General features: G+C 43.1%; 18 protein-coding genes. 9 read left to right on the forward strand and 9 right to left on the reverse strand.

All coding sequences use genetic code 11. The features are described 5' to 3' along the window. Window positions 1-11: 11 nt before the first annotated feature. The 5 genes from ACXACS_RS07640 to ACXACS_RS07660 all read right to left on the reverse strand — a co-directional run bounded on the left by ACXACS_RS07640 (window position 12) and on the right by ACXACS_RS07660 (window position 6,129). Window positions 12-1,253, reverse strand: a complete 1,242-nt coding sequence (locus tag ACXACS_RS07640) for a M56 family metallopeptidase (RefSeq protein ID WP_474805509.1) — start codon at window positions 1,251-1,253, stop codon at window positions 12-14. Beyond that, complete coding sequence (locus tag ACXACS_RS07645; protein WP_474805511.1) at window positions 1,246-1,638, reverse strand: BlaI/MecI/CopY family transcriptional regulator; 393 nt, start codon at window positions 1,636-1,638, stop codon at window positions 1,246-1,248. Before ACXACS_RS07645 ends, ACXACS_RS07640 begins: the two co-directional genes overlap by 8 nt. 232 nt (window positions 1,639-1,870) lie before the next feature. Next, window positions 1,871-3,856: a class I adenylate cyclase gene (locus ACXACS_RS07650; RefSeq protein ID WP_474805513.1), complete on the reverse strand. Its 1,986-nt coding sequence runs from the start codon at window positions 3,854-3,856 to the stop codon at window positions 1,871-1,873. Between the two features lie 179 nt (window positions 3,857-4,035). Further along, entirely contained in the window at window positions 4,036-5,403 is a 1,368-nt protein-coding gene (locus tag ACXACS_RS07655) for a HAMP domain-containing sensor histidine kinase (RefSeq protein ID WP_474805515.1), read from the reverse strand. A gap of 12 nt (window positions 5,404-5,415) precedes the next feature. Beyond that, a complete protein-coding gene (locus ACXACS_RS07660) occupies window positions 5,416-6,129 on the reverse strand; it encodes a response regulator (protein ID WP_474805517.1) in 714 nt (237 codons plus the stop codon). Window positions 6,130-6,296: 167 nt separating this feature from the next. Between ACXACS_RS07660 and ACXACS_RS07665 the strand changes: the two genes are divergently transcribed. After that, entirely contained in the window at window positions 6,297-6,746 is a 450-nt protein-coding gene (locus ACXACS_RS07665) for a Spy/CpxP family protein refolding chaperone (RefSeq protein ID WP_474805519.1), read from the forward strand. Window positions 6,747-6,865: 119 nt separating this feature from the next. On the opposite strand, the gene ACXACS_RS07670 is transcribed toward ACXACS_RS07665, so the two are convergent. Next, window positions 6,866-7,462: a DUF4136 domain-containing protein gene (locus tag ACXACS_RS07670; RefSeq protein WP_474805521.1), complete on the reverse strand. Its 597-nt coding sequence runs from the start codon at window positions 7,460-7,462 to the stop codon at window positions 6,866-6,868. A 331-nt stretch (window positions 7,463-7,793) separates the two neighbouring features. Here ACXACS_RS07670 and ACXACS_RS07675 point away from each other — a divergent pair, with 331 nt between their 5' ends. From ACXACS_RS07675 to zapE, 3 genes are all read left to right on the forward strand, one after another. After that, window positions 7,794-8,846 carry an L-dopachrome tautomerase-related protein gene (locus tag ACXACS_RS07675; RefSeq protein ID WP_474805523.1) on the forward strand — a complete coding sequence of 351 codons (1,053 nt, stop codon included), beginning with the start codon at window positions 7,794-7,796 and terminating at the stop codon, window positions 8,844-8,846. 18 nt (window positions 8,847-8,864) lie between these two features. Continuing rightward, complete coding sequence (locus ACXACS_RS07680; protein ID WP_474805525.1) at window positions 8,865-9,416, forward strand: DsrE family protein; 552 nt, start codon at window positions 8,865-8,867, stop codon at window positions 9,414-9,416. 244 nt (window positions 9,417-9,660) lie between these two features. Next, the gene (zapE, locus tag ACXACS_RS07685; protein WP_474805527.1) at window positions 9,661-11,112 is read left to right on the forward strand and encodes a cell division protein ZapE; all 1,452 of its coding nucleotides are present in this window, start codon (window positions 9,661-9,663) and stop codon (window positions 11,110-11,112) included. A 19-nt stretch (window positions 11,113-11,131) separates the two neighbouring features. Here zapE and ACXACS_RS07690 read toward each other — a convergent pair whose 3' ends face one another. Further along, on the reverse strand, window positions 11,132-12,808 hold the full coding sequence (locus ACXACS_RS07690) for an acyl-CoA dehydrogenase family protein (protein ID WP_474805529.1): 1,677 nt from the start codon (window positions 12,806-12,808) through the stop codon (window positions 11,132-11,134). 239 nt (window positions 12,809-13,047) lie between these two features. Between ACXACS_RS07690 and ACXACS_RS07695 the strand changes: the two genes are divergently transcribed. From ACXACS_RS07695 to ACXACS_RS07705, 3 genes are all read left to right on the forward strand, one after another. Then, on the forward strand, window positions 13,048-13,848 hold the full coding sequence (locus ACXACS_RS07695) for a PaaX family transcriptional regulator (RefSeq protein ID WP_474805531.1): 801 nt from the start codon (window positions 13,048-13,050) through the stop codon (window positions 13,846-13,848). 48 nt (window positions 13,849-13,896) lie between these two features. Beyond that, window positions 13,897-15,009: a hypothetical protein gene (locus tag ACXACS_RS07700; RefSeq protein WP_474805533.1), complete on the forward strand. Its 1,113-nt coding sequence runs from the start codon at window positions 13,897-13,899 to the stop codon at window positions 15,007-15,009. A 319-nt stretch (window positions 15,010-15,328) separates the two neighbouring features. Beyond that, window positions 15,329-15,796 (forward strand): DUF3718 domain-containing protein, encoded by a 468-nt coding sequence (locus tag ACXACS_RS07705; protein WP_474805534.1) that lies wholly within the window; start codon window positions 15,329-15,331, stop codon window positions 15,794-15,796. Between the two features lie 181 nt (window positions 15,797-15,977). Here the strand turns inward: ACXACS_RS07705 and ACXACS_RS07710 are convergent, their stop codons facing one another. Both ACXACS_RS07710 and ACXACS_RS07715 read right to left on the reverse strand, forming a co-directional pair. Further along, on the reverse strand, window positions 15,978-17,321 hold the full coding sequence (locus ACXACS_RS07710; protein ID WP_474805536.1) for a M24 family metallopeptidase: 1,344 nt from the start codon (window positions 17,319-17,321) through the stop codon (window positions 15,978-15,980). A gap of 157 nt (window positions 17,322-17,478) precedes the next feature. Then, window positions 17,479-17,859 carry a VOC family protein gene (locus tag ACXACS_RS07715; protein ID WP_474805538.1) on the reverse strand — a complete coding sequence of 127 codons (381 nt, stop codon included), beginning with the start codon at window positions 17,857-17,859 and terminating at the stop codon, window positions 17,479-17,481. A 108-nt stretch (window positions 17,860-17,967) separates the two neighbouring features. On the opposite strand from ACXACS_RS07715, the gene soxR reads away from it, so the two are divergent. Both soxR and rlmF read left to right on the forward strand, forming a co-directional pair. Next, complete coding sequence (gene soxR / locus ACXACS_RS07720) at window positions 17,968-18,444, forward strand: redox-sensitive transcriptional activator SoxR (RefSeq protein ID WP_474805540.1); 477 nt, start codon at window positions 17,968-17,970, stop codon at window positions 18,442-18,444. Window positions 18,445-18,450: 6 nt separating this feature from the next. Next, window positions 18,451-19,431: a 23S rRNA (adenine(1618)-N(6))-methyltransferase RlmF gene (gene rlmF / locus ACXACS_RS07725; RefSeq protein WP_474805542.1), complete on the forward strand. Its 981-nt coding sequence runs from the start codon at window positions 18,451-18,453 to the stop codon at window positions 19,429-19,431. Window positions 19,432-19,450: the final 19 nt, after the last annotated feature.

Raw genomic sequence — 19,450 nt, forward strand, 5'->3', positions numbered from 1 at the left:
GTTGGCCTTGCTTAATTTGTTTCTGGCGGAATGATTATACGCTCTACATTTGGAGAAGCGTTCTTTCCAGCATTCGTGGTATCGAGTTGCGAGCCCAGTTGATAGTCTAATTGGACGAGAAGCCCAGTTTGTCTGACGCCTTTGCCACCTTGAATACGTGGTTTATATTCCCACTGTTTTAATGCCACTTTAGCACTTTTATCAAACACGCCCGCTGGCTGAGATTTAACCACTTTTACATTATTTGTTGCGCCTGTTTCAGTGATATCGAAAGAGAGCACGACAAAACCTTCAAGTTCATTTTGTTCTGCTTTTTCTGGGTAGATGGGTGGGACGCGTTTAACTGGTGATGCTTCATTAACTTTTGATTTATCCATGTTGGCATCAGCTTTTGGCGGCGGCTGAGGCACATTAGCCAATGCGGTATTAATAGTCAGTAAAGCTGCAACAGAAAGTACGCTCGCTGCCAGTACTTTATTGCTGCGCATAGGTTGTTTTATAGCATTTAGACGTTTGATCATAGTCGTCTTTTCTCCAAAGGTTGGGTACAAATTTATAGTGCGTGAACAATGCTCGGCACACTGCACAAGTGCTTTTGCATAGGTGAGTTTTTCCTTCTCTGTCTTGTTTTTTAGTACAGCATGATCACAAGCCAGCTCTTGGTTTATTCTGAAAGACTTAAGCGCAAGCCAAACTAGTGGGTTAAACCAAAATAGAATGGCGATAGTGAGTGCTAGCGTATTCCACAGGTGGTCATAATGTTTGCGATGAACGTTTTCATGTTCCAATACCAGCGCTTGTTGCTGTTTTGAAAACGTGCTTTTAAATGAAAAGGGAATAAGCACTTTGGGCGCGATGAAACCAAATAACATAGGGGTGGCTGCCTTGCTGGAATAGTAGGCATTGGTGTGGATAGCGCGTCGCTTCCCTATCGATGTCCATGTTGTAATATGATGTACTAAAACATAGGCAGTGATAATGCTTGCGCCTATGGCCCAAAGAGTAAACCAAGTTTCGAACGCAACAGTATTCACTGAAGGTTTAACACCCACTACATAGCGCGCAAAGTTATTTGACGGGATACTAACCATCGACAGCGGAAGGTTATTAACTATCAAGCTGCCTGGTATCAACGCCCATAGCTTATAGGTTAATGAGGCACCTAATTTAGGTGTGAAAAAGTGCTCAGAAGCAATGAGTAAAATGAGCGTGAGAGACAAAATGCCTTGTTGAGCGATAATCCAATCAATCATTATTTTCTTCCCACTCTTTTATAAGCGCTTTAAGCTCGTTCACATCTTGCTTAGACAATGAGTTTTGATTTGCAAACCCGGCGACCATAGGCGCGATTTTCCCTTTAAACAGGCGACTAACGAAGCTCGCTGCTTCTTTTTTCGTATAGTCTTCGCGCGCAATCAGTGGGTAATAAAGGTACTGACGCTGCTGTTTTTCAAAACCTAATACTTCCTTTTTTACCAAGCGACCCAATAGGGTTTTTACGGTTTTTTCGTGCCAGTCTTTTTTATCATTTAACCTTGAAACCACTTGACTTGATGTAGCGGGGTGGTCGTCCCACAGTACGTCTAGTACTTCAAATTCGGCGTTCGAAATTTCGGGCTTATCTGACATTTTACTCATAGTGACCATATCTAATTTATTGATTACAGTTGTAGTCGATATATTTAGATTACACTTGTAATTCTAAAGAGCAAGGTTTTTTTGTGTGTTTTTTAAACCAGTTTTGTAAGAGAAGAGAAATATGTTCAGTGCTTTCGTATTTTAGATCAGGGGAGTGCCTGAAAACGTGAGACAAATAGGCTAAGGCGTCGGCATTGGCGTGACGACGTGTTAAAAAAGCGTGTAGTTCTTTTTAGTAGAGCACGTTAAAGTTAAGTTCGTTTGACTCTAAAAATTCGCCTAAAATACGCGATTGTTGGTTTCCTCTTGGAACCATTACGTAACATGATGGCTTAGGAGATACTTCCTGAAGGTCGTACCATAAGGTATCCAACACATCATTGCCGAATTTTAAAAACGTTTCCCCCCAAGACGTTTTATAGATTACCGCCACATCTTCAACCGTAGCTTTTTGACGTAAAGTGGGAAAATTCACAATAGAGAAGCATGCGGTTATACGCTCAGGAGCAAGTAGGTCATTTCGGGGGAGGGACGACACTCTGACGGGCGGGAAATGCTTGCACAAGTGCTTCAGAAGATCGTTAAGGTCTAATTCACTTACTTCGCCATAGTTATAATCTAAATAAACTTTACTGCGAGTATCAATTATTTTACTTGAGACCAACCATATCATTAGCGCAATCGCACTAGGCGCTTGGGATATTTTCTGTGCTTCATCAATAATGCCGGATTTACTCAACAAATCACCGGCATAGGCAGACCATACTTCATCACCGTTTTTAAGCTGGCGCATGGCGATAGTGATTTTTTCGCAGTAAAGGCTTTCGTCGAAGGCGCGCCGAAGAAATTCTATTTTATCTTCTTTTTTTGCGTAATAGGTACTTAAGCGCCTGCCCAACACCGTCATGTCCTTTTCGTCCATAACTTGCTGGTGGTCGCTAAGCTCTTTAGAAATACGTCGATAGCACTTCAAAAGAAAACTATGAACACGGCGACTAAGTTGTACACGCTCACTAAATGTCCAATCCTGTTGGTTGTCTAGGTGGTGAATTTGCTTTCGGCTCCACCCCCATTGTCTAGCATAAGACGCCAAAATTCTGCGTTTAAAGTTTGGCTTCTCTCCCTCAAAAAGCGGCTGACTTAATGGGCATGCACATTTTAAGTACAAGCATTGCTGCAATATCTCAATGTCCTCGGGCTGCCCGTTGGCTTTATAGTGGGTAATAAGTTCGTCAAACATCAATGCGTAAGGGTCGATGTCTGTGACGCGACCCGGTGCTTCAACCCCACGATGAACGTGCTTTTTAAGCAGATTACAAAGGGGCTGCCCGTGGGTAATATTGGCTAAGTAGACTTCGAGCTTTGCCATTTTCAAAACCGACTTGAATGGGGAGTCCATTGCTTTTCCCAGTTGCCAAATGGCTGCACCAAACAGTTCACTGGCATCAAGTTTTTCTAAGTGGCCTAAATCCATAAACCAGTCTAAATCTGGTGAGCCGCCTTTTTCCAGACTGTTATAAATAGCCTGATATTGCTTCTCGCTGGTTTTTTCTGGAGTAAGCCACCAAAAGGGCGCTTTTCCCGCTACCACTATGTTGGTGTTGTAAAATTCTGCTTTTAGAAACAGTGCTTGTGCAGAGCCTGCGCTTTCACCCTCAGCAATACCGAAGTCATTTGCCTTTACTTTCTCTATCTCAGATAAAAAGAAGTGAACTTCAATGTCAAAGGTACTTTCCGCCCATTTTTCAATAGCAGTTAGCTTTTGTTGTAGTAAGGAAAGTTCAGTTTCTGAAAAGCGATGGCCTTCAATGCACACCCAAAAATCGAAGTCTGAGTCATCGGTTTGCGCAATAGTGCCCACGCTACCCATGAGTACGAGTGACTCAATGGCTCGCTGTCTAGGCCAGATCTGCTTGATATCAGAGAATAGATGATTCTTCGTTGGGAAAGACCGTATAAGCGCTTTTTCTATATCAGGTCGAAAAGAATAGTTATTGATGCCAAAAGGTACGCTTTCGCCGGACGAAAGCGGGGCAATATAACCAGGAAGATCTTCGTGATTTATGTGAACTAGAAATGGAAGCACATGAAAAAGTGGTTTGTGCTTATCAGGCATGAGGGTAAGCGCACGTTCGATGCGGGCCTTGTTATACCTTAATACTCGCAATAACCTAATGGTAAGGTTTTGCTGAACGGAAAGCGGCTGCTGCGTTGCCATTATGTTAATCTGCACTTCTTCATGCCGCCAAGCATAACGCTAATTCGCGTCGACTTCCTCTATTTTTGGTAACTAGTTAAACTTGGTCGTGGAATCGATTTTGTGCAGTAAGCCATCATTTATCAAGTGAACGCATTGTGCCATTGATAAGTCCAGGCTGCTTTCCAGAAAAAGATGTTTCACAATTGTTTTGGTGTGTTCTTAGGTAACGTAATTTCAACCCTAAGCCCGCCTTGTTCTGGACTTTGCATGACAAGCGTTCCGCCATGCTTTTCCACTGCTTTTAGCGCAATGGTTAAACCCAGTCCAAAGCCTTCGGTATGCATCTGATTTCCAGCTCGGTAAAACGGCTGCATCAACTTTTCAATTTCATCGTTATCTACGCCTACGCCATTGTCTTCAACCACGATGACAACATTTTTAGTATCAGCAGAGACTTTTACAGATACTGGCTGCCCTTTGTCGGAGTACTTACATGCATTACCTACGATGTTGTCTAAAGCCTGGTGCAGCGCTTCAGGAAACCCTTTTATTATTGCTTCTTTTTCACAAGACTCGCTAAAGTCTAGTGAAGTTGGAATACCAGGATAGTTAATAGCCATATCGTCCAAAACACGATTGCATAACGCAATCACATCGCAAGGTTCAGCTGTCTGTGGTGTATGTTCTAGCGTTGAAAAGTTCAGAATTTGCTGAATGAGTTGGTCCATTCGGTGGCAGTCATTATGTATCTGCAGAACGTGTTTGTTATCTGGTTGATGCTGTTCGATTATTGCTGCTGACGTTTGAAGCCGAGCTAGTGGTGCGCGCAATTCATGGGACACGTCGTGCAATAACCTTTTTTGTGCCTCTATAGCATCGGAGGTTTTACGAACCATAAAGTTTATATCGGCTGCTAAATCGCTGAGTTCGTCTCCACGAGAAAGCAGCTGAGAGGGAACCTGCGTCGCTGTTTGGTCGTTGGCGTATTTTCGACTAAAGGCGCCTAAATACTTAATCGGTTTTACAATGCTCCAACTAAGTAGGGCACTTACTAATGCCGAGGCTAAAAATATAAATACAAACTGTACTGACTGAAAGCGGCTTAACACGTGTTTATAGATCCGCGGCGTTTGCGGTTGTCTAAATTGAACGATGTACTGCGTGTTTGAAGGGCCATAGATTTCACGTGTTACCCGTTGGTCCTCAGGCACCTTATTCATTCGGTAGTGATAAATTGCATCGCCATCTACCGAGGATATTAACATGGGGATTAGCTGGTTTTCTCGGCCATTTCTTCGTTTAATCCACTCTTTAATCTCGTTTCTAGTCCTGCCTTTTGTAAACGTTTCATGCTCGTATCGCCATACAATTCTTTCTGCCTGATTGGTCGCATCGTCAAAAAAACGTTTAGTATAGTTACTTGAGGCATATTCGTTTACTAAGACGTAGCCAGTTGCCGCCATAACCGCTAGGCTTGCAATCCAAAAAGCAACAAAAATTCGCCAGAACAAGCGCTTAATCCCTAAGTTGGCTTTTATGTCCGACCATTTGATGTTACTTATCATGATCCATATCTTCTATTCTGGTTGCTGAGGAGCAGTAAGCATTTGATAGCCCACGCCGCGAACAGATTGAATGACGTTCGAAACACCGACTGCTGACAGCTTTTGACGAATTCGGCTTACGTGGACATCCATCGCTCTGTCATAAGCTTCTAATGGACGTTTTAATACTTCCTGCGTCATTTCTTGCTTCGATATAGTTTGTCCTACACGCTCCATGAGATAGCTGAGTGCATTGAATTCAGCGCCAGTTAGCGTAAGAGCTTTACCATTAACGGTTGCTTGCCGTGCACCTAGATCTAGGTGTATTCCATGCAATTCACTTGGCGAAGCTGAGGGCGTGGCCTTCAGGTATTGTGTTCTTCGAATGATGGCGCGGATACGGGCACCAAGCTCTCTTGGGTTACAAGGCTTAGGTAAGTAATCATCAGCACCCAGCTCAAGGCCTACAATTCGGTCTATGTCATCGCCACGACCTGTCAGCATAAGAATAGGGGTTTGCTTTTCGGCCCTTACTGATTTCAACACATCAAGGCCCGACATACCGGGCATCATAATATCCAGCACTACGGTGTCGTACTGATCGGTGTTGAGTAGTGTTTTTATTGCTTCATCGCCGCTGTGAATAGCATCTACACGAAAGCCATCCCCTTCTAGAAATTCTTTAAGTAAGGCGCACAAGTCTTTGTCATCGTCGACGAGTAAAACGTTTATTTTTTCATTTTCCATGCCCCGAATATTATCCCTATTAACTGCAGTGTTTTTCAACTTTACCGAACTTTACACTAGCTTAACCCTACTTATCGATTGATTCACGCATACTTAATTCCGTTGATGAAACAACATTATTTTTTAACGTCATGCATAAACATGGCAAAACAAGTAGGAAGATTAAGATGAAAAAATTAATTACCGGTGTTTTATTAAGTGCATGTATCGCAACCACTGCTTACGCAGGCGGTAAGAATTCAGATGAACGTAGAAGTGGAGATTTCTTACCTTTGCATAAAATGGAAAGAGTACTTGATCTAACTGACGAGCAAATAGTGCAGTTTGAGGCATTGAAAGAGGAGCTTAAAGCTGAGCGTCAGGCAAAAAGAGCTGAAATGGGTGAAGAAGGTAAGCGCAGAAAAATGCATGCACTAGCGGGCCTAAACCCAGACGACGCGAACTATCAAGAAAAGGTAAATGCGATTGCAGAGCAAAAAGCTGAAAAAGCCAAAGCTCGCTTTCTTAAAAGCGCAGAGCTTCGCATGAAAGTAGCGGATATTTTAACCGATGAGCAACTTGAGAAGTTCGATGATATGAAAAAGAAACGTGGCAAAAAGCAGCGTCAGCACGGCTAATTCATACCACGTTTAATCAGTAAAAAGCGCCTTTATGGCGCTTTTTTCTACAACGTTATTGTGTTGTCAGCATTTTTTAAAAGAACAGCATGGTTCTCAAGCTTGATAAATGTGTTTCGCTAGTCCTTATTAATTCTTGCTGGATATTGTTCAAGTAAGCTTGTTACTAGTTCATCAAGCTTGTTTTGAATACTAATGCTGTCTTTCGATTCAAGTTCAACACTACCTGAAGCGCTATAGATAAACTTTCCATCTTTCACGATATCTATTTGAAGACCTTGTTGGAAAGAGGTTTGCTCGCCCACAGGTATGCTGAATATACTTCCGAGAGAAATGCCACCAGAGCGCCCAAAGGTGCCTGTACCCAACCCTAAATTAAACGTGGTTCCATCTTCTTTAGTTGTGGTGGAAGGAAGGTAACCTACTGACACATCGGCCTCGTTCTCTGTTGTTGGCGTTAAACCTTTTGTAACCAGGCGCTCGGTTATGGTTGAAGACAAATGGTTAGCAAGAGTTTCATTAATAGGATTCAACGGCGATTGAATGTAAAAGGTTTTAATGTCAGCAAAGTTTTGCGTGTCATCTACGCTTACTTGAGGTTTGCTAGCGCACCCAACAACTAACGCTAAACTTAAAAACGACAACAAGACTGACTTAATACCATACTTCTGTTGCCAAAAACTTTTATGACATTCTGTTGAAGTGCTACTTCCCATAATAATTTCCCTCTAAATTGCTGCTGTTAAAAGGATGCTCTGTCAGCAGAAATGTTTAACGATTGCTAACTTTAACGACACAATACCCTGTTTTAGATCTGAATTAACACTAAATGTGGTAACAAAAGGCCACAGCCTTTTGCTCACTGAGCATAATTCGCTGAATTGTCGTCACTCGTCGTCGAATTGTGCTCTGCCACGGTGTTTAAACCGTATGCTTAGTTATCTAAAGTTGCTTACCTACTTTCTAATACGCATGCTAAAGCGTACGCGTAGAAGTTTACGGTAGGCGAGCGGCTATGTCTTAAGAAAAGGTTTGAAGGTAAAGGGTATGCATAATAAACGCACGTTAACAGCTACTGCGATAGCGGCCGTTTTTTCTATTAATGCAGCAGCACACGAAGCATATGATTCTCAAGTTGAATTGGTCGGCGACATTAAAGGCACACAAATTACTGGCGTGACGGTAAGTAACGATGGGCGAGTATTTGTAAACGCGCCCAATTGGCGAGACGGCGTAGGGTTTTCTGTGGCTCAGGTTACCGATAACGGAGAGTTTGTTGCATATCCTAATAATGAAGCAAACGAGTGCGTAGCGCAAAGCGAGGTAAGAAAGGATTGCTTTTTGGCCGTGCAGTCAGTGGTTGCCCACAAAGATAAACTGTATGTGTTGGACACCCGCAACCCAAAATTCAACGGGGTAGTGGATGCGCCTCGTTTGTTTGTCGTGGATTTAGCTTCAAATGAAATCGAAGGAACCTTGATCCTCAGTGAAGATGCTTATCACTCTGATTCTTACATTAACGATTTACGCGTAGACGAAGACACAAATCGCATATACATGACGGATTCGGCTCATGCGGGCTTAGTGGTGTATAACCTCGATGACAATACCAGCTATCGCATTTTAGATAATCATGAAACGACAAAAGCTGAGGTAGAGTCTTTAAGTATTCAAGGTAAGCCTTTCAATATGACTGTTCAATCAGACGGCATCGCGTTAGATACGTTGAACGACACATTATATTTCCATGCTTTGTCAGGTTATTCACTGTATGCCATTAATACCTCAGATATAAAGAAAGCCTCAAATGAGGTATTGGCTAAAAAAGTGCGCAAAGTCGCAACAACAGGCGCGCCAGATGGCATGATTTATCACGAGGGCAACGTTTATTTAGCTGACTTAGAAAAGCAAGAGGTGCAGTATCTTACACCGAGTCTCGACCTTCGCACCCTAGTAAAAGGCGATGTTGTGAACTGGGCTGATACCTTTAGTATTTATAATGGTTCGCTTTACTATACGAACAGCAAAATTCAAGATGCGGGCAGTGATGTAAGCAATATGACGTTTGAAGTTTATAAAACAGCGCTACCTGCGCGTTAAAGTACAAGGAATATGGAAATGAGTTTGACAAAAGTGAACAGCAAAGCGGCACTTGTGTTGGCAGTAGCGTTCTTTATAACGGGGCAGGTTTCAGCAAAATCAAATTTTGAGTATGGCCCAGTGTTTAGCTCTTTTGGAAAGCATGCGCCTGTGGAAGGCGTTAGTTTTACTGAAAATCAGGCATTCAAGGTTGCATTTGACGTAGCCAAAGCGGCAAACCCCGGTGAGGTTAACCGCAAGTTTGAGTCGCTGGCGCGGTTTATTAATATGCACGTAGCTAACGGTGTGAAGCCGGAAAATCTTTCGCTTGCGCTTGTGGTTCACGGTTCTGCCACAGAAGAAATGTTAAAGACTGAACTCTTCAAACAGCGCAAGGGGCAACCTAACGGCAATGAAGTTCTACTTACTGCTTTGATAGAGCAAGGCGTTAAAGTGATAGTGTGCGGGCAGTCTGCTGCGGCTCATGGCGTTGAAAAAAGCGCCTTGATAGACGGAGTGGTAATGGACTTATCAGCCATGACAGCCCACGCTCGCCTGGCGCAAAAAGGGTATTCGGTTAATCCATTTTGAGTTGGTTTGTATAGGTGTAGGTAAGTGTTGTTCAGTTTAAGTGGTTTCATGTTTAGTTTAGATATCAAATACACCACTGTAAAAAAAACTATTTTATTTAATTTATTCATATGGTTATGTCTGATTTTTGTAAGTTAAAATCCGAAGCTTGAATCTCAACTATAAATATCGATTGATACCCATACAGAAATCTAACGTACCAAACCACCATGTTGATAAACTCATCAGGTTCATGATGAAGAGTATGGCAGTACAACACCGCGTCGCACGGCAGTCACTTCCTTCAGGCCCAGTGACAGCGGCGTATGAACGCAAGGTGGATGCGGGGGAGGTGCAACAAGATAACGCGCAATTTGCTCTGGCGGCAAAACTCGATGCTCTATACAAGTCTCTTGCTTCGCTCCCCCCAGTACCCATGCGCACCGACCATCAGACAGTGGGCAGCACTACAAGCAACGGTCCGCTGTTATTGGTGCGTTCTTTGGCATCCGCGCAGTCCTTTCTTCGAAAGAAGTTCCATTTGTGGTCTTCTGGTCCACCACCGCGAGGTATTTACATTCATGGGCCGGTAGGGGTCGGCAAAAGCTTTCTAATGGATCTCTTTTACGACTTGGTTAATGTTCCTGATGATTCTTGCTTTAAAGATAACAGTCACAAACACGCAAAAATAACCAAACGCCGCGTTCACTTTCATGAGTTCATGCTGGACGTCCATCATCGAATCTTTGTCTACAAACAAGAGCACCCACGGGATGATGCGATCCCCATAATTGCGCAACAATTGGCACAAGAAGCCCAACTCCTCTGTTTCGATGAATTTCAAGTGACAGACGTTGCCGATGCCATGATTTTGAAACGACTTTTTTTATACTTATCGGATTGGAATGTCGTGGTGGTGGCTACCTCGAATCGCTCCCCCGACGCCCTTTATGAGGGAGGCATTAACCGCTCTCTCTTTTTGCCATTCATAGACATGTTAAAAGACGCGTTCGACGTTATTTCTATGGATAATTCCCAGAAGGATTATCGACTTGAAAGTAGGGCGGATGGCCAATCCTATTTTTGGTCAGATAAAAGTATTCATGGCGATAATAATATTAGCAACAACATACAGGGGCAGTTGGAAGAAATATTTGGTGGCACTACATCCACAAATGAGACCGAGAGCATTTCCGTCCTCTTTGGTCGCAGCGTCCAGGTCGCCCGATTCAATGACCGGTGTGCCTGGTTTCACTTTTCCGAGTTATGCTACCAACCGCTGGGGGCGGCCGATTATATTTCCCTCTGCCGGCGATTTCCGGTCATCATCATGGACCGCGTCCCCCAACTGGACGCCAATTACCTTAACGAAGCTCGACGGTTCGTGACTCTCATTGACGCGTGTTATGAATCTCGTACCCGCTTGGTGCTAGCGGCACACGTCCCGCTCGACGAATTGTTTGTTGATTTTGAAGCGCAAGTCGAAAGCAGTGACGGTGATGGCGAATTGATTGTCAATGACAAGGGAGGAAACTCGAGTTCTTTTGCGACCACAATGATCCGCACCAAAGAGGGCGAATATTATGAATGGTCGGCGACGGGGCGAATTGGCGTGTCACTGGCACAATTTTCGTCTGCCAATGATCTCGCTTTTTCTTTTCGACGAGCCGCGTCTCGGTTAGTTGAAATGGGTGGTAAGGGATGGGGGCGGCAATAACGAAAAGTTTTTATCTTGCTCAATTATAACAAACCTGCCCCAGCGCAATAATGCGTTCAAATGGCGTGGTGTCGGGTAATGTACCTAAAGCAAAACCACTCGCGTTACCGAGTCTAGATTCACAAAAAGTGTGGGCAATGTCGATAAAGGCGTCGTTGTTATTGTGCGACGTAGCAAGAAGAGAACATGCTTGTAGCGCTAGCGCCATTTGCTCAGTTAAATATCGGCTTCGCATTTCCATATTCTGCGTATTTGATAACTCGTCAAACAGCTTACTAAGGTGCATATCATAGTGCTTATTTTTGCCTAACTGTGTTTTAAGCTCTTTAAACAAGGCCTCTTTAACATTCGGCTCTTTGGCAAGTGCGCGCAGTACATCCAAGCATTGCACGTTTCCACTGCCTTCCCAAATAGAGTTTAGCGGGGCTTGGCGGTAATAACGGGGCATAGGGTTTTCTTCAACGTAACCAATACCACCTAAACACTCTTGCGCTTCGTTTACAAACATAGACGTGCGCTTACAAATCCAGTATTTTCCAATTGCAGTGGCCAGCCTCGCCACTGCTACTTCATGGCTATCACCCGGTGCACTATCTACCGCTTTTGCCACGCGCATAGTAAGCGCGGTAGCAGCTGCGCATTCTATCGTTAGGTCTGCCAACACATTTTGCATTAAAGGCTGATTGATTAGCGTTTTGCCGAAGGCATCGCGGTGACTGACGTGATGTAAGGCGTGAACCAGTGATTGCCGCATAAGAGCAGATGAGCCAATCATGCAGTCTAATCGGGTCAATGACACCATATCTATTATTACCGGCACGCCACGGCCTTCTTCGCCAATTAAATATGCTGTAGCGTCCTGAAATTCAACTTCCGAAGAGGCATTGCTCCAATCGCCTAACTTGTCTTTCAAGCGCTGAATGCGAACGTTATTAAGTTCACCGTTTTCCAATACCCTTGGTAGTAGAAAGCAGCTTAGTCCGCCTTCGGCTTGCGCAAGAATAAGATGTGCATCGCACATGGGGGCAGAGAAAAAGAACTTATGTCCTACAATATGGTAACTGCCATCAGCCTGCTTAGTCGCTTTAGTTGTATTACGCCTAACATCTGAACCTCCTTGTTTTTCAGTCATCCCCATACCAATTGTCAGCCCGTATTTTTGGCTTGCCGGTAAGGAACGAGGGTCGTACTCGCCGTTGATAACTTTATCTAAGTAGTAAGGTGGTAAGTCGTTTCCATACCGCATAGCCGGAATAGCGGCGTGTGTCATGGTCAGTGGGCAAGACGTACCAGACTCAGCTTGATAATGCATATACATTAATGCTGCGCGAACAGTATGTGCACCCTCAACCCCCTCATGCTTCCACGAATAGTTATGCACATTGTGTTGCATCGCACTTTCCATAAGCGCGTGATAGCTAGGATGAAACTCTACATTGTCTGCACGACGGCCATAGCGATCAAAGGTCTGAAGAACGGGCTTATTTTTGTTAGCGAGTTCTCCATGATTCATAAGTGCATTACCTGCAAGTTGACCATATTTATCTAGTAACCCTTCGTCATACTGGTGGGGTGGTGGCAAATGCTGGTTTACAAACACACGTAGCAACGCATCATCACGCCACAAATTGTAGGGGGCAGGAATGGTGGGTTGGTTTTCTACAAGATGCGTAACAAATCTATTAGATGAGGTCATGGCATTTCCACTTAATGAATATGTAAAGCGTATCGTTGTCCTAAGGCTTTACATTAAATCATTACACTAGAATATTACAGTAATAGTTTTAAATTAATAAATTATGTAATGTTTGTGCCTGGCCTTTGTTTATATAATGATGGAAGCGACATGGCTGAGCTTATGCCATGTAAGCAATCAAATAAGTTGAAACAGAAGTCATTGCTTAGCCACTATCTAAAAAAAGAAGTAAATAGAACTTGCTGCTAGAAAAAGAGAAAAAGCCCGTCGCACGAAAGCTACTGCTAAAGCTGCTGGGTTCCCGTGACAATATTAAAATGAATGCTAGTGCAGCCGTTCGTGTGGGAGCACTGTTTGGTATTTCTGAAAACAACATTCGAGTAACACTCACACGCCTGCAGTCTGCCCAGCTCATCACCTTGGTTGACAGGGGAGATTATAAATTGGCTGACAAGGGGATTAGATTTGCTAAAGAAATACATCAGTGGCGAGAGGATGAAAATAGCCTTGTACCTTGGCAGAACGATTGGATTATTGCTCAAACCAGTTTACTCCCTAAAAGTGATAAAAAGCAGCTGAGGACTACTGAACGTGCCCTTAAGCTTGTGGGTATGATGAAACTTTCAAGTGATATGTATATTAGGCCGAACAATTTTTCAGGTGGTGTAAGTGAGGTGCGAGACAAACTTCACACTCTTGGTCTATCAGGCAAAGCACTTGTGTTTCGCGCCAGCGATTTTGATAATCAAACGCAAGCTAAGGCTATGAAACTATGGAGCCACCTAAACTTAGAAACGCTTTATAAAGAAGGATGCAGTGAACTAGAGAAATCTCTTGCCCGATTGCCTACTTTACCCCTTGAAGAATCCACCAAAGAATCTTATGTGATAGGAGATAAGGCGTTATATCACTTGGTCTTTGACCCTTTGCTGCCAACACCACTTGTGGATGTGGCGATGCGAGAGCGTTACCGTAACCTTGTAAAAAAATACGATGATATGGGCGCACAGATATGGCTTCGCTTTTTAAAACACAATTAGGTAAGTAAACGCTGAATTAGAACGGAAGTAGCTGAAATGGAAGTAAATATGACCGCATCAAGACCGTTATTTAAACATATTCGCAATCATACTGCGCTTTTTACTGAGCTTTCTCAATATAGAAACGCCGCAGTGAATTTGCTGGGGTTCACAGGTTATGAATTTCACAAAACACCGAAATTCGTTACTGAAGATGGAAGCAGACTTACTATAGAGCCTGAAAGAAGTATTGTTCTTCCAAAAGTGAACACGCTGGCAGGGCTTAAAAATAAGCTAACACAAGCTATTCCAACGTTACACATGGTTGAGCATAGTGAAATAGGTTATCGCTATCCAACAGCAGCATTAGCAGGGTTAGATGCACCATTTATAAAGCGTATGCGCTCTGAGTATTTTCATAAAGTAGATGAAGATAGAAGTATTTGTCGTCCTGTAAATTTGTCATATGGAATAAAAAGTCGCGGGAAAGCAGATAACCGACAAGAATACGAAGTGTGGATGCCAGAAGAAGCGCCAGATCAAAATCCGCTGCCTTTGCTCATAAACGCGTACGGTGAAGATTTACCCGATGATGTGAGGCACTTCGTGGAGCAGCCATCAAAGGTGCATGGTTGGATGGGCGTTAAGCGCGCGGCATTTGAAGCGCTTTATACAAATAAGCAATACTGCGGTGATCTAATTATTTGTATCGCCATGAGCGTAGATGCTTACAATATCGGCGCCAAGCCAGATTTGGCCTATTCTCCAGAAGCCGAGAGCTCTATTGCGGTGAGTAATGCCGAGTTTGAATGGGAAATAGAAGGTTATTATGCCCCGCGAGGCTGGGCATTTGATCACGATGAGGTATGGGCTGCAATCAATCACACGTTAGAAGCTATTAATGAGCCGCTCGATAGATTATACGGTAACGAAATTATTCCTATTGCAGAAAGCAAAACAGAGCGAATTTTGTCAACGCTAAAATCTCTAGGCATTAAGCAGGAAGAGGTAGACGAACTCAATCTTCAGCCATGGGAGTTCATGCTTACTGAAAGCGAGCACAGAGTTAAAGCGCATGATCCTAGTCGTTCCGTTAATTTATTAGGTAGACTCAATCGCCTCTTTTACCAACCAGAACAGCAGTTGCCATCACTTAATTGGATGCACGATCTCATTTTGTAGGTCAAAAATTTAAGGTTACGCTGGCAACAACTATTACCTCACTATAATTTTTTGAATTAAGCGCGCTGAAAGTAATTTCATGCGCGCTTTTTTGTGCGCTTGTAATGGGCGACCTGTAACTAAAAAGACTTATATGTAAATTTTTATATAAATGTTGTTATTTTATGTAAATTACTTTCATTTTTGTCGTGATCTGTATGTTTAAATCCTATTTTCTGTAATTAAATTACGAAAAATGCTTTATTTTTTGAAAGTTTTGGTCATAATGTACACATCACTTAGGTGATATCTAATTTAGTTACAAAATAGGAATTCAAAAATGAAACTGTCTACTTTCGCTATTGCTCTAACACTATCTGTTGCTGCTACTCAATCTTTCGCAAAAGATGTAGTACTAAAGCCAATTAACGACAACATCGAAACACAAGCGTGTTTGACTGCGGCTAAAGAGGGTTTTGGCTCTGCTTTGCGTCTTGTACGCTCTAAAGGTATCAACGCTGAAGAGTTCAGTGCATCTGTACGTTGTAACGGTGAATCACTTCGCACTTTCGCTTACATGTACAAGAACAACAAGGCAACTGAAAACGCAAAAACAGTAGCACTTGTTGCAAAGAATAAAGATGTTGCTTCACAAGCGTGTCTAGAAGCACTTTCTGTAGGTAAAGATGCAGCACTAGCGAAGTTTGGTCTGGAAGGTGAGAACATTATCTGTAACCACAAAGAAATGTCTGACTTTGTACGTGAATACAGCGCAGAAAACGTAGTAGTTCGCACTGCAGCTGAATAAGACCGCGTTTTAGGATAGCAACCTACTGCTAATATTTTGTACAGTTTCATGGCCTTTCGCTTGAAAAGGCGAAAGGCCTGACACTTTACGAGTTTTACTTTTAAATCCCTTTTCTACACTGGCTTTTCTTGCCAATAGATACCTCTTACTTTTTGAAAAAGGCATGAAGCTATACGCTTATTTATTGCTCTTCATCTGAATGAATCAAATGAAATTCGGTCTGCCTGCCATCTAAATAGCTTACTGACCTCCCGTCAAAAAATGCGTCCTCTTCCAGCATAATTCTAATTTCTTTGTTCCACTCTTTAATAAAGCTCGCTGCATTAAGCTCAATTGAATAGGCCGTCTGTGCAAACATTGGGTAGTCACCTTGAATTGGCACACCTTCTTGTGCATCCCACATTCCTATTGTTGGCCCTGCCGCGTGCCCGTGAAAACCAAGCGGGTGAGTATAAATAGCGGGCGTGATCCCTTGTTCGATAGCCTGCTGTCGCGACTTACTCAAAATAGTATTGCCCGTTCTTCCTACTTTAAAATTGCTGGTCAAAATGTCTTGCAGCTTATTACCCGCTTCAAGTGCTTTTTTAAGTGACGCTGGCGCGTCTTTTTCTCCAGGTTTTAATACGTAGGCATGCTGCTGTTGATCCGTGTTAAGTCGCAAGTAGGTAATGCCAAAATCAACGTGTATCAGGTCGCCCGGTCGTATGATGTTTTCTCCGGGACGTTTGCTGAAAGCACTGATTTGATCAAACACTTCATTGTCTTGCCTTTGGATGGAAACCGTAGGATGAAACCAATTGGTGAGCCCTAGCGCACGAGTTTGATCCCGAAGCCACCAGACAACATCATCTGTAGTGGTTACGTTAGGTGTGATGACTTCATTTGAAAATGCTGTCGCTATCAGAGAGTGACCAATTTGAGTGAGTACGGGATAATACTGCATTTCCAGTTCACTTCGAGTTTCTAACCAACCTATAGCCAGCCTTTCACCACTCACTACTCGGCTTTTTAGTTCTTCAGAAAGTCCACCCATAAATTTTTCGTGTTCAGTAGCAGTCATGCCATCTGCAAGAGCAAATGCATTCGACGTATTAATAGCTATTTTTGAGGGATTCCGGGTCTCGATAATATGTTTCAATGCTTCCCACTGGTCGGGTTGTGCTTCCTTGTCCCACGCTTTTTTAAATAGCGAGCCTACTGCATATCTTGCAACGGCTAAACGTTCCAGTGGTTGACCATCGCCAGGGTTATAAATGACTAACATGGTATGGCGTCGTGCGGAAATCCAGGTTGAAGGCAGCATGGTTTTTAAAACAGGGTCTTCGTTGTATTCCCGTGACATCAACACCCACATGTCGATGCCTTCACGCTCCATTATTTGGGGGAGTACGGAATTGAAGCGTTCAACGGTGATCTTATCTATCAGCTCGCTGCGCTGTTTCATACTAAGTATGTTATCTGCCCATACGCTTGCTGATAGGGATAACATTACTAAACCTAGACTTATCGCTAGTACCTTTCTCATCCATGTTTCCTGTCTATTATTATTGAAATGATCACAGTGCGCGTACATTTTTAGCAAACAAACTTAGCAAAAAAATTAAGTAAAAACGCGCACGAGTGAGGTAACGTTAATCTAACACTAAAATTGAAAGTTCAGCTAGATGTAATACTCGATAGCATTACACATATGAAACGACTTCAATTTCTATGTTTTGCTGAGCCATAAAATAAAAGCGTCTACCTGGTTCATAATCACCGTGGCTGTAGGTACTGAAATTTAAGGAAAGAACCCGTTGTTCGATTTCGTCTAAATTTGGAACAACAATGCCTATATGGTTAACGTTAGCCAGGGTTTTATAGTCGCTCTCTATCTCATTAATAGTTTTCGGTCTGTACAGGGCAAGGTAGTCTTTATCGTTTCCTACATGTACCGTGTAGCCGTCGTTTTTAGCGCCGCCGCTCCACCTTATTTTCCAGTCGAACAAAGTGCAGAGAAGGCTTGCTAGCTCATCAGGGTTTTCAACGGTGATATTTGTGTGCTCTAAGTATGCCGTGGTCATGTGTTTTTCCTTGTATAGATAATCAACGAAAAACAGCTTAATATCTAAAGCTAACTTTAGATCAAGCGTTTTTTTACCCGCTATTTTGAAATTGGAAAAAGGGGCGTTATGGCACCAGAACCTATGGTAAGCATTGGCTTTATTGCTAAACGTACTGGCAATGCTGTTTCACTAATTCGCTATTATGCTAACGAAGGGCTCATTCCTTCTGTGCGCACAAATGGCGGAAATAGAGCATTCCCTCGTTCTGTCATTCGCAGAGTTTCTTTTATTTTAATCGCGCAAAATATGGGGTATTCCCTTGCTGATATAAAGAATTTGTTGTCTACGTTGCCAGATAACAGAACACCCACCCAAGCCGATTGGGCTAAACTGAGCACAGTATTTAATAAGCATATTGAGGCAAAAATTGCGGCGCTGACCAGTTTGAAAAGCTCGTTGGAAGGCTGTATTGGATGTGGGTGTTTGTCATTAGAGCGCTGCAGGCTTTACAATACTGACGATAAGGTGGCAGCCCAAGGTAGTGGCGCCCAGTTGCTCGATGAAAACGTGCAATCTCAGTTTTTAGTTTCACACAAAAAGTAGCGCTTCATGCACCCTAAAAATCTCCATAAAAACGGCTATCCAATGGATGCGCTGTGCCAGTCATACCCTGCGCTTAAGCCTTTTCTCTTCAAAGCTAAAAGTGGCAATATCAGTATAGATTTCTCTAATCCACAAGCGGTGAAGGGACTTAATGCAGCTTTGCTTCGTCACTATTATCGGCTTGAGTATTGGGATATTCCTGAAGGCTACTTATGCCCCCCTGTACCTGGAAGAGCAGATTATATCCACGGTATTGCTGACTTATTAAAATCAGCAAGGCCTAATTTAAAAAACGGGCGTGGGCGAGATATACGTGGATTAGATATCGGCGTGGGCGCTAATGCTATCTATCCTATTATTGGTATTGCGTCCTACGACTGGTCGTTTGTGGGGAGCGATGTTGATGAAGTTGCTGTAAAAAGCGCTAAAGTCATTTCGAGCAAAAACAGTGTGTTGGCCGATAAATTCCAAGTGCGTAAACAAACCAATAGAGCAAGTATTTTCAATGGCGTAATTGAAGAGAACGAACAGTTTACCTTTACTATGTGCAACCCGCCGTTTCATAAATCTGCCCAAGAAGCCCTGTCTGGCACGCGTAGGAAGACATCCAATTTAACTCGCAATAAGCAGAAGCGAAGTGGTGCAAAGTTTACCGATAATCGAGTTCAAGGTTTAGGGGGTAGTACATCTAAGCTACAAGGTAAAAATGCCGCTTACCAAGGTAAGGACGCAAACTTGAATTTTGCGGGCCAAGCGAATGAACTGTGGTGCGAAGGCGGTGAACTTGCCTTCATTCAGCGCATGGTTCAAGAAAGTGTTTCTGTGAAAGACAACGTAGAATGGTTCACCTGCTTAGTGTCGAAAAGTGCTCATTTGAAACCGCTTAAAACCAGCATCAATTATTATGGTGCGACGCAGTGTAAAGTCATTGATATGGGGCAGGGGAGCAAGTTAAGCCGCTTCATAGCGTGGTCTTTTTCTGATTAAATTCATACGAATGTTGATT

It is taken from the genome of Alteromonas sp. AWM4_230, assembly GCF_056158305.1.